At 64.6% G+C, this 1,094-nt stretch carries 1 protein-coding gene and 1 pseudogene; both read left to right on the top strand.

Going from position 1 to position 1,094, the window contains the following annotated elements; all coding sequences use genetic code 11:
• Positions 1-310, top strand: a 310-nt coding sequence (locus FJ980_RS33630; RefSeq protein WP_181181420.1) for a (2Fe-2S)-binding protein, incomplete at its 5' end; no start/stop codon positions are given.
• A gap of 382 nt (positions 311-692) precedes the next feature.
• Positions 693-1,094: pseudogene (locus FJ980_RS33625) on the top strand (hypothetical protein); the annotation flags it as partial.

Below are 1,094 nucleotides of genomic sequence, written 5' to 3'. Positions count from 1 at the left end.
GTTCGTCGCTCCCGGCCCGGTCGCCGTGTCGCGCGGATGGGCAACGCAGCAGCTCGAAGAGGCCCATGCCAGCCAACGCGAGCGCTTCCGCATCGTCGCCGGCCGCGCCGGTGCCGAACGGCCCGATGCCGGCGCGACCGTCTGCTCCTGTTTCAACGTCGGGAGCAACCAGATCACGGCGGCGGTGGCTTCCGGCTGCACGAACGTGGAAGCCATCGGCGCCGCGCTGAAGGCAGGCACCAATTGCGGCTCCTGCCGCTCTGAGATCCGCGCCATCATCCAGGCACATCGCGTTCAGGCGGCCGAGTAGGCGGCAGAACCCGCCATCGGCGGCCTCCCGATGCGTATGCGCCGGCGGACCCCGCGTCAGCCCATCATAGCCGGGCGGCAGGACGACACCTGGGGCGTAGCTGCGGTTGTCCAGATCGCTAAGCGCGCCGTACTTGCCGCCGTGTGGGTTGCCGCCGACGTCTCGCCGCCATCATTGGCTACAGAACTGGACTTTAGTCCGAGCTGTCTCATCTGGACACAAAAGCGCAAGGCTGAAAATGTCTTAATGCATGTCGCCCAAAAGTAACCTCGGTTTTGGGAGGACGACATGCACGAAAAAAGCCAAAAGCGCGTCGCATGAATCCGCTTCGACGCGACCCGCTCTTGGAGCGCAGTAAGCTTGGCCAACCAGAAGGAGGCGGATGCTGGACATCGAGGACATAGCCGCTCATCCGGATCTGCACCGCCACGTCCAGGAGCAGTCGCTGGCGCTGATCCACATCTACGAAGCCAGCCCGCGGCTTGCTTCCATATTCGCCACGCAGCAGCGCTGGCTGATGGGCCATGTCGGCCTTGCCATGCATTTCAGGCGCGACCCGGGCGACCGTCGCACCGCGTTGACGGTGTCGCGCTTCATCGAGTTCGTGCATCAGCACAAGGTCGCCAGCCGCAACACCGCGGACGCTTTCATCAAGGAGATGCTGAATTACCGCATCGCCGAATACGTCGCGGGCGGAGACGGGCGCACCCACCCGTTGCAGCCGACAGCGGACACGGTGCGGACATTCACCGGATGGGTGCACGCACATCTACGGACCCTTGAC

This window comes from Mesorhizobium sp. B1-1-5 (genome assembly GCF_006443065.1).
Taxonomy (GTDB): Bacteria; Pseudomonadota; Alphaproteobacteria; order Rhizobiales; family Rhizobiaceae; genus Mesorhizobium.
Note: the sequence above shows the minus strand (reverse complement) of the source record. Positions and strands in the feature narration are given on the sequence as shown.